Source organism: Aquitalea sp. ASV11 (assembly GCF_016429185.1).
GTDB lineage: Bacteria > Pseudomonadota > Gammaproteobacteria > Burkholderiales > Chromobacteriaceae > Aquitalea > Aquitalea pelogenes.
Map to the genome: position 1 here is coordinate 114,295 of NZ_JAELUD010000003.1, position 9,343 is coordinate 123,637.

7 protein-coding genes and 3 tRNA genes are annotated in these 9,343 nt (G+C 60.3%); 9 read left to right on the forward strand and 1 reads right to left on the reverse strand.

Annotated features, from left to right (window positions below; all coding sequences use genetic code 11):
* The first annotated feature begins 17 nt into the window (after nucleotides 1-17).
* The 6 genes from flhB (at nucleotide 18) to JHD62_RS02435 (ending at nucleotide 7,390) form a co-directional block, all read left to right on the forward strand.
* The gene (flhB, locus tag JHD62_RS02410) at nucleotides 18-1,184 is read left to right on the forward strand and encodes a flagellar biosynthesis protein FlhB (RefSeq protein ID WP_199101611.1); all 1,167 of its coding nucleotides are present in this window, start codon (nucleotides 18-20) and stop codon (nucleotides 1,182-1,184) included.
* 6 nt (nucleotides 1,185-1,190) lie between these two features.
* Entirely contained in the window at nucleotides 1,191-3,275 is a 2,085-nt protein-coding gene (gene flhA / locus JHD62_RS02415; RefSeq protein ID WP_199101612.1) for a flagellar biosynthesis protein FlhA, read from the forward strand.
* A 6-nt stretch (nucleotides 3,276-3,281) separates the two neighbouring features.
* Entirely contained in the window at nucleotides 3,282-4,787 is a 1,506-nt protein-coding gene (gene flhF / locus JHD62_RS02420) for a flagellar biosynthesis protein FlhF (protein ID WP_199101613.1), read from the forward strand.
* 8 nt (nucleotides 4,788-4,795) lie between these two features.
* Nucleotides 4,796-5,665 carry a flagellar synthesis regulator FleN gene (locus tag JHD62_RS02425; RefSeq protein ID WP_199101614.1) on the forward strand — a complete coding sequence of 290 codons (870 nt, stop codon included), beginning with the start codon at nucleotides 4,796-4,798 and terminating at the stop codon, nucleotides 5,663-5,665.
* A complete protein-coding gene (locus tag JHD62_RS02430; protein ID WP_045845596.1) occupies nucleotides 5,662-6,408 on the forward strand; it encodes an RNA polymerase sigma factor FliA in 747 nt (248 codons plus the stop codon). The genes JHD62_RS02425 and JHD62_RS02430 overlap by 4 nt, the downstream gene beginning before the upstream one ends.
* 232 nt (nucleotides 6,409-6,640) lie before the next feature.
* Entirely contained in the window at nucleotides 6,641-7,390 is a 750-nt protein-coding gene (locus JHD62_RS02435; RefSeq protein ID WP_199101615.1) for a flagellar motor protein, read from the forward strand.
* 12 nt (nucleotides 7,391-7,402) lie between these two features.
* On the opposite strand, the gene JHD62_RS02440 is transcribed toward JHD62_RS02435, so the two are convergent.
* Entirely contained in the window at nucleotides 7,403-8,800 is a 1,398-nt protein-coding gene (locus JHD62_RS02440; RefSeq protein WP_199101616.1) for an exonuclease domain-containing protein, read from the reverse strand.
* A 256-nt stretch (nucleotides 8,801-9,056) separates the two neighbouring features.
* Here JHD62_RS02440 and JHD62_RS02445 point away from each other — a divergent pair.
* From JHD62_RS02445 to JHD62_RS02455, 3 genes are all read left to right on the forward strand, one after another.
* A tRNA-Arg gene (locus JHD62_RS02445) sits at nucleotides 9,057-9,133 on the forward strand.
* Between the two features lie 7 nt (nucleotides 9,134-9,140).
* Nucleotides 9,141-9,215: transfer RNA gene (locus tag JHD62_RS02450), tRNA-Glu, on the forward strand.
* Nucleotides 9,216-9,219: 4 nt separating this feature from the next.
* Nucleotides 9,220-9,293: transfer RNA gene (locus tag JHD62_RS02455), tRNA-Arg, on the forward strand.
* Nucleotides 9,294-9,343 lie beyond the last annotated feature (50 nt).

Consider the following 9,343-nt stretch of genomic DNA (forward strand, 5'->3'; position numbering starts at 1 on the left):
CAGAAAACAGGGGCTCAATGGCAGAAGATTCCGATCTCGAACGGACCGAACCCGCGTCAGCCAAACGGCTGCAAACCGCGCGGGATGATGGCAATATTCCGCGCTCGCGGGAATTGTCCACCTTCGCCGTCACCATGACCGGAGTCGCCCTGCTGATGACGCTGGGAGGCAAGCTGGGCACGGCCATCATGGTCATGATGAAGCAGCTGCTGATTTTTGATCAGCACACGGTAGCCCAGGCCGAGCCGGCCATCATCCGCTTCAAGGAAGCCATGTTCGGCATGCTGTGGCAGTTGCTGCCCATTTTTGGCGGCCTGGCCATCGTGGCGGTGGCCACGCCCATCCTGATCGGCGGCTGGAACTTCACCCTGGCACCGCTGGAACCCAAGCTGACCAAGCTGAACCCGGCCAGCGGCATCAAGCGCATCTTCTCGCTCAATTCCGCCACCGAAGGCCTGAAGGCCATTCTCAAGAGCATGCTGATTGGCGGTGTGGCCGTGTGGATCATCTGGCGCGAGCGCACCGACATCCTGGGTTTGCTCACCATGCCGCTGGAAGCGGGCATCCTCAAGATGACCGACATGCTGATCACCACCTTTTTCATCGTCACCGCCGCCATGCTGATGCTGGTGGTGATCGACGTGCCATTCCAGCTGTGGAACTACCACAAGCAACTGCGCATGACCAAGGAAGAGATCAAGCAGGAATACAAGGAAATGGAAGGCTCGCCCGAGGTCAAGGGCCGCATTCGCCAGTTGCAGCGCGAAGCCGCACGCAAACGCATGATGCAGGAAATCCCCAAGGCCAACGTGATTGTGACCAACCCTACCCACTATGCGGTAGCGCTGAAATACGAGGAAGGCATGCAGGCGCCGGAAATCGTGGCCATGGGCACGCTGAAGCTGGCAGAAAAGATCATCGCCACCGGCAAGGAGCACAAAGTGACGGTGATGCGTTCACCCAGCTTTGCCCGGGCGCTGTATTTCCATGGCGAATTGGGACGGGAAATCCCCGCCAGGCTGTATACTGCGGCAGCGCAGATCCTGGCCTATGTCTACCAGTTGAAAGCCTACGAGTACAATGGCGGGCTGGCACCGGTTTTCCCGGACCAGCTGGATGTCCCGGCTGACCTTGACCCGGAAAGCAAACGCCAGCAAGATGCGGCCCCGAAAGCGAGACCATAATTACGGATGGATAATTTCCTCACCCAGTTGAAGCAGTTCAACGTCACCAAGCTGGCCGGCCCTATTCTCATCATCCTCATTTTGTCGATGATGGTATTGCCGTTGCCGCCGGTGCTGCTGGACATGTTCTTTACCTTCAACATTGCGGTGTCGGTGATCGTGCTGCTGGTGGGCATCAATGTCCGCAAGCCGCTGGACTTTTCCTCCTTTCCCTCGGTGCTGCTGGTGACCACCCTGCTGCGCCTGTCGCTGAACGTGGCGTCCAGCCGGGTGATCCTGCTGGAAGGCCACAGCGGCCCGGATGCTGCCGGCAAGGTGATTGAATCCTTTGCCCACTTCCTGATCGGCGACAACGTTGCCATCGGTATCGTGGTATTTGTCATCATTACCATCATCAACTTCGTGGTGATCACCAAAGGTGCCGGGCGGATTGCCGAAGTGTCGGCCCGCTTCACCCTGGATGCCATGCCCGGCAAACAGATGGCGATTGACGCCGACCTGAACGCCGGCCTGATCGGCGAAGACGAAGCACGCAAGCGCCGCTCCACCATTGCGGAGGAAGCAAACTTCTTCGGCTCCATGGACGGTGCTTCCAAATTCGTGCGCGGCGATGCCATGGCCGGCATCATGATCATCATCATCAATATTGTCGGCGGCCTGATCGTGGGCGTGGTGCAGCACGATCTGGACGCAGGCACCGCAGCCAAGACGTACACCCTGCTCACCATCGGTGACGGACTGGTTGCCCAGATTCCGGCGCTGATCATCTCCACCGCCGCCGGTATCGTGGTGTCGCGCGTGGGCACCGACAAGGACATGTCGGAGCAGTTCTTCGGCCAGCTGTTTGCCAAGCCGCAGGTGCTGTACATCACCGCGGCGGTCATTGGCATGATCGGCCTGATTCCCAATATGCCGCACTTCTCCTTCCTGCTGATTGCCAGCCTGCTGGGCTTTCTGGGCTGGACCATGGACAAGAAGGAAAAAGCCGCTGCCGTGCAAGCCAGCCAGCAGCAGGCGCAGGCCGCCGCGCCGCCCGACCAGCCCATGGCCGAAGTCAGCTGGAACGACGTGCAGCATGTGGATGCACTGGGGCTTGAAGTAGGCTACCGCCTGATTCCGCTGGTAGACCGCACCCAGGACGGCGAATTGCTGCGCCGTATTCGCGGCATCCGCAAGAAAATCGCCCAGGAACTGGGCTTTCTAGTGCCTGCGGTACACATTCGCGACAATCTGGAAATCAAGCCCAACGCCTACCGCATCCTGCTCAAAGGCGTGGAAGTCGGTCAGGGCGAGGCCTATATCGGCCAGTACCTGGCCATCAACCCGGGCCGGGTGAATGGCACCATGCCCGGCACTCCCACCACCGACCCGGCCTTCGGCCTGCCCGCAGTATGGATAGATGCCGCCCGGCGCGAGGAAGCCCAGCAAATGGGCTACACCGTGGTGGATTCCAGCACCGTGGTGGCCACGCATATTTCCAACCTGCTGCAAACCCACGCAGCAGAACTGCTGGGCCGCGAGGAAGTCCAGGCGCTGATCGACCACCAGGCCAAGGAGTCGCCCAAGCTGGTGGAAGACCTGGTACCCAAGATTATTCCCATCGGCATTTTGCAGAAGGTATTGCAGCAGCTGCTTACCGATGGCATTCATATCCGCGACTTCCGCACCATTCTGGAAACGCTGGCCGACCATATCAGCACCACCCAGGATGTGGACGACCTGACCTCGGCGGTGCGCACTGCGCTGGCACGGGTGATCGTGCAGCAACTGTTCCCCGGCGAAACCGAATTGCCCTTGATGACGCTGGACCCGGCGTTGGAAAACGTACTGTCGCAGGCGGTCAATTCCAAAACCGGTGGCGGGCTGGAACCCGGACTGGCGGAAAACCTGCTCTCCAGTGCAGCACAACAGGCCGAGCAGGTGGAAATTCAAGGTTACAATCCGGTATTGCTCACGCCACCGGGTTTACGTCCCTTGTTGGCACGATTCTTGAGAAGAGCACTCCCACAACTGCGTGTGATCTCGCATAATGAAGTACCTGACAATAAATCCATTCGTATAATTGCGGTAATTGGGGGAAGCAAGGGCTGATAAACAATGGTGGTAAAAAAATTCTTCGGAAAAACCACACGTGATGCACTCAGACAGGTCCGCGAGGAACTGGGTGCCGACGCCCTCATCTTGTCCAATCGCCCGACAATGGGGGGCGGCGTAGAGATCATGGCCGTGGCGGATGCAGACGTCGCCAACCTGGCCACCAATCTGTCCACCCCCGGCAGCAAACACCCGGCCCGCAATGCGCCGGCGGTGAGCCGTCCGGTTGCGCCGCCCGCGCCAGCTGCCGGTGCGACCAACCGCGCCATTGCCCGTACCTATGCCATGCCGGTGGAGCCATTGGAAAGCCCGGCCCCACCGCGCATCGACACTCCACCCCCACGCCCGCAGCAACGCATCGAGCCATCACTGGCTGACAGTGCAGCGGTCAATTTCAACGTCAGCCCGCAAACGCCGCCTCCGGCACGGCCCACGCCGGCCAGCATCGTGCCCGAATCACTGGTGAAGATGCAGACCGTGGCTGCCGGCCCGGCCAGCAATGGCAGCGCCGTACCACCACGCAGCAAGGCGGCGCCAGCCCCGGCCGAAGAAGAGCCGGAAATGATGGCGCAGGAACTCAAGCAGATCGGCGATGAAATCAAACTGCTGCGCAGCCTGTTGCAAAGCCAGCTGGCCAGCTTTGCCTGGTCGGACATGGAAGGCAAGACCCCCAACCGCATCGAGCTGTTCAAGCATCTGCTGGCCATGGGCTTCTCTGCCAACCTCATCCGCCAGCTGATTGAAAAAATGCCGGCCCAGTATGAAGGTGACATCGCCATCAAATGGGCACGCTCGGCGCTGATGCATAACCTCAAGTGCGCCGATGCCAATCACGACATCATGGACAAGGGTGGCGTGTATGCGCTGGTAGGCCCCACCGGCGTGGGCAAAACCACCACGGTGGCCAAGCTGGCCGCGCATGCCACCATGCGCTTCGGTGCACAGCATGTGGCGCTGATCACCACCGACAGCTACCGGATTGGCGCGCAGGACCAACTGCGTATCTACGGCAAGATTCTCGGCATTCCGGTGTTCTCCATCCAGAACGAAGGTGACCTGCAGCTGACCCTGGCCGACCTGTCCAACCGCCACCTGGTATTCATCGACACCGTCGGCATGAGCCAGCGTGATGCGCGTGTGACCGGCCAGATCGAAATGTTCCGTGGCGCAGGCCGCCAGGTGGAACGCCTGCTGCTGCTGGCCGCCAATGCCGACGGCCACACGCTGGAAGACGTAGTACGCCACTACCGTGGCAATGGCCTGGCAGGCTGCATTCTGTCCAAGATTGACGAAGCCGTCAGCATGGGCCCCAGCATGGATGTCATCATCCGCAACCGCCTCAAGCTGTTTTACATCACCAATGGCCAGCGCGTGCCGGAAGACCTGCACTCGGCCAACGCCGCCTTCCTGGTGGACCGGGCCTTGCGCGCACCGCAGCCTGGCTCGCCGTTCAGCCTGCAAGGTGATGAACTGCCCATCATGAACTCCGCACAGGCCAGCTGGTTATGAATGGTGCCATGCACGATCAGGCCGCCAGCCTGCGCCGCCTGACAGCCCAGTCCGGTCGCGCGCCCAGCTATGCTTTTATCGGTTCGGACAAGGCGGGTGCCAGTACGCTGGTGACCGAATTGTCGCTGGGGCTGGTTTATGCCGGCCATCGCCCGCTGGTGGTGGACTGCAGCCTGGGCCAGGTACAGGCCAGACGTCTGGGCACACCCACCACCGCCACGCTGGAAAGCCAGATGGTGAGCGTGGGCGGGCTGGATGAAATGATGACCACCTCGCGCCAGGGCATCCAGTTGATCAACCTGTATGCCCGCCCGGAAGAACGCGCGCTGTTTTCCGCCCAGCTCTGGTTACGCCTGGGCAGCGAGTTTGCCGCCCTGGAGCGCGACAGCAGCGTGCTGATGATAGACGTGCCTGTTACCGCCACCGACCCGGTCCCGGCCAGCGTGGCAGACAATCTGGTGCTGGTGCTCAGCCCGGCGGCCGACTCCATGACCACCGCCTACGCCAACATCAAGCGTCTTTCCAGCGGCTTTGGCCGTCAGCGTTTCAATGTGCTGGTCAACCGCGCCCGTCATCTGGAAGAAGCGCGCGACCTGTTCAATCGCCTGGCCGCTGTCACCAGCGAATTTCTCAGCGTCTCGCTGCGCTGGGTCGGTTTCGTCCCTGCCGACAATGCCGTACGTCGCAGCCAGGCATTACGCCGACCACTGATGGAAGCCTTTCCCGACAGCGAAGCCGCTGCCGCCTTTGCCCAGCTGGCGGCCGTACTGCCGCAATGGGACAGCCCGGAAACAGAGCGCCACGATACCGGTTTCATGGACATGCTGATTGCCACTTCGCGCGACTGGGCCGAAGCCGATGGAGCCAAACGACGATGACATTGCCGTCCTTGCGCCGCAAAGGCTATGCCGCGGCCGTTACCACCCCGGAAATCGACGTGCAGCAACACCTGCCGCTGGTGAAGAAACTGGCGGGCATGCTGATGGCCCGCCTGCCGGCCTCGGTTGAAATGGACGATCTGGTGCAAGTGGGCATCATCGGTCTGATTGATGCCGCGCGGCAATTCGACCCGCTGCAAGGCGTGCAGTTTGAAACCTTTGCCAGCCAGCGCATCCGCGGAGCCATGCTGGACGAACTGCGCCGCGAAGACTGGCTGCCGCGTCAGGCACGCCGCCAGGCACGGCAAATCGAAGACAGCATCAACAAACTGGAACAGCAACTGGGCCGCGCACCGCTGGAATCGGAAATTGCCGAAGCCCTGGGCGTGGAACTGGACGACTACCAAAGCATGCTGGGTGACTGCAAAGGCCTGAGCCTGGTGCACTTTGAAGACTTTTCCGATGGCGAAGGCGAAACCCTGAACGACGCCATTGCCAATATCGAAGACAGCAATGCGCCCAATCCCTTGCAGGTGCTGGCTGACGGGGATTTCCGCCAGGCACTGGTGGATGCCATCAAGACCCTGCCGGAACGGGATCAGCTGGTGATGGCGCTGTACTACGAACAAGAGCTGAACCTGAAGGAAATCGGCGCGGTGCTGGAGGTGTCCGAATCCCGCGTCTGCCAGCTGCATACCCAGGCGATCGCCCGTATCCGGGCCAAAATGAAGGAATGGCTGTAATGCAGACTCGGACTCTTGACACCCATTCTCGCTTTCTGAAAGGAAAGCGAGGCTCCCTTTCAGGGAAAGGGCGGGGAGAAAGGGGAATAGATGGAAGGACTGCGGAATCAAGCAGTTAGTCAGAAGGACCGGCTTTGCCGGGTCCAGTACAATCGCACCAAATAACTTTGTCAGCAGCCTGAAATGGCTGTAAAGGCATCTGCTTGCACAGACAACGATAACGGAATCAAGCGTGGACAAGATCAGCATCATTGCCATTGTCATGGGCCTTTCGGCCATCATCGCCGGGCAGGCACTTGAAGGGGGCAATATCGGCTCCCTGCTGCAACTGACTGCCTTCATGATTGTCATTGGCGGCACCATGAGCGCCGTCATGCTGCAAAGTACCCCGCGCCAGTTTGTCGCCGGCATCCGCATGCTCAAGTGGATTTTCCAGCCGCCGCCGCAAGACAATGAAAAACTGATCCGCGAAGTGGTCAACTGGAGCCAGACTGCCCGCCGTGGCGGCCTGTTGTCACTGGAAGGCTATGTTGCCCAGCAAAAGGACCCCTTCACCAAGAAGGCCCTGCAAATGGTGGTGGACGGAGCCGAACCGGAAGTACTGCGCGGCGTGATGGAAGTGGAAATCGGCATGTTCGAGCATGCCCGCAAGCAAGCAGCAAGAGTGTGGGAATCCGCCGGCGGCTACTCGCCTACCATGGGCATTCTGGGCGCGGTGCTGGGCCTGATTCATGTGATGGAAAACCTGTCCGACCCCTCCAAGCTGGGTGCCGGTATTGCCGTGGCCTTTGTCGCCACCGTGTATGGCGTAGGCTCGGCCAACCTGTTTTTCCTGCCGGTGGCCAACAAGCTCAAGCACCTGGTGGCAGCAGAAATCGCCATGAAGGAAATGGTGGTGGAAGGCCTGGTGGCCATCGCCAATGGCGAAAACCCGCGCATCATCGAAAGCCGCTTGCGCGGCTTCCAGGCCATGCACGAATAAACCAGCCCGTGGCTAGGACAACAGACGCAAGCTGCTGTTGGGATTGGGCTTTTTCAGATAGGCATCCAGCAGCTTGTAGGTGTCGATGTCAAAGCACGGGCTGCCCTGCAAACTGCTCTCCCCTGCCGGGCGCGAGCCCAGATAGCACCATTGATCGAACACATGCTCCATGGCACTGCCGGTGACTTCATCGGTTTCCACCACCGCCAGCGGACCGGGAAATTCCCAAGCCTTGATCCGCAAGCGCGTCAAGGCCTGCAACAAGCGCATATTGTGTGACGGCGCGGCTTCGCGCCCGACACAGGCACCCCGGCAGCGCCCGCCCTTCAGCGCCACACAGCCCGCGCCCTTGCGCGTGGTCACCGTTTCCACCCCCAGTACCGACTGGCACAGGGCATGACCATTGGCAATGTCAGCCAGCGCCTTGCGCGCTTCTTTCGGGCTGCGGAACAAGCCATACAAATCGGCGGTTCGGCTGAAATCCAGTTGCTCGGCCATGACAATCATCGGCCGCAGGAATTCGCCTTGCGCATGATCCAGCTGAATGGAGCACACCTCGCTGGCCAGACGGCTGCGGTGGTTGTAAAACGGCTTGAGCTGCCGCATGAGCTGCTGTTCCAGCAAGGCCGCGCCCAGATCCCCTATCGTCTCCTGGCAACTGATGCGCGTTACCGTGCGGCCAATCACCGGCTGCTTGCCGTATTTGCCATCCTGCGCCAGTTGCGACACCACCTTGGCGCGCACATTGCTGGCACGCCCCACGTACAAGGCCTGGTCGGCCTCGCCCCACAGGGTATAGACACCCGGCAGGTCGGGCAGGTCATCCACCAATGCGGCATCCACGCCGGGCGGCAGTTCGGGCTGGGCCAGAACATGCTGGATGGCTTCCTTCACTGCCGCCTCGCCCAGTTCGGCACAGGCTGCCTGCAGGAACAGCAACAAGGCTTCGGCATCCGCCATCGCCCGGTGCCGGTCCGCCAGTTGCAGGCCATGGCGCTGGATGATGCTGTCCAGATTGTGCTTGAAATGCTGGGGGTAAAGACGCCGCGATAACTTGACCGTGCACAGCGTGGCGCTTTGCAAGCGCAGGCCGACACGACGGAATTCGTTGCGCAAGAAGCCATAGTCAAAACGGACGTTATGTGCCAGCAGCAATCGTCCTTGCAGCATGGGCAGCAATTCTTCCGCAATGGCACTGAACGGCGCGGCAGTTTCCACCATGGCATTGCTGATGCCGGTCATGTTTTCGATGAAAGGCGGAATCGGCTGCAAGGGATTGACCAGGGTCTGATAACGCTGCTGCCGCTCGCCATCCAGCAGGATCAGGCCGATTTCGGTAATGCGGTCGCGGCCGATATGGCCACCGGTGGTTTCAAGGTCGACAATCGCCCAGGGAATATCAAACAGCATGCAATCTCGTCGGAATAATCATCAAAGCGCGGACAACCAGTATCAACCGGCTGCAACATGGCGGGTAAGCGCGCCATCTTAACACCGCCCCCACCGCTTGCCGATGCAGCCGTCGTGGTTTTGCTGTGTTGCCTGCAACAGTGGCGCCAAGCCGGCCGATCAGTCCGGAAAAAAAATTGCTGCAAAAGTGTTGACACTAAAAAATCGTATCGGTATAGTTCGCCCTCTCGAAAGACAAAACGTCTTGCGAGACAGTGCACCCGTAGCTCAGTTGGATAGAGTATTTGGCTACGAACCAAAGGGTCGGGCGTTCGAATCGCTCCGGGTGCACCACCACAGCGTCCCTATAGTTTAGCGGTTAGAACACCGCCCTTTCACGGCGGTAGCCGGGGTTCGATTCCCCGTGGGGACGCCACTTTGCACCCGTAGCTCAGTTGGATAGAGTATTTGGCTACGAACCAAAGGGTCGGGCGTTCGAATCGCTCCGGGTGCACCCTGTCTCTTATACACATCTCCGAGCCCACGAGACGAACGCAATAATCG

Bases quoted from the DNA above. Each gene is read 5' to 3' on its own strand.
- flhB (WP_199101611.1), top strand. From the start codon at position 18: ATGGCAGAAGATTCCGATCTCGAACGGACCGAACCCGCGTCAGCCAAA.
- flhA (WP_199101612.1), top strand. From the start codon at position 1,191: ATGGATAATTTCCTCACCCAGTTGAAGCAGTTCAACGTCACCAAGCTG.
- flhF (WP_199101613.1), top strand. From the start codon at position 3,282: ATGGTGGTAAAAAAATTCTTCGGAAAAACCACACGTGATGCACTCAGA.
- JHD62_RS02425 (WP_199101614.1), top strand. From the start codon at position 4,796: ATGCACGATCAGGCCGCCAGCCTGCGCCGCCTGACAGCCCAGTCCGGT.
- JHD62_RS02430 (WP_045845596.1), top strand. From the start codon at position 5,662: ATGACATTGCCGTCCTTGCGCCGCAAAGGCTATGCCGCGGCCGTTACC.
- JHD62_RS02440 (WP_199101616.1), bottom strand. From the start codon at position 8,800: ATGCTGTTTGATATTCCCTGGGCGATTGTCGACCTTGAAACCACCGGT.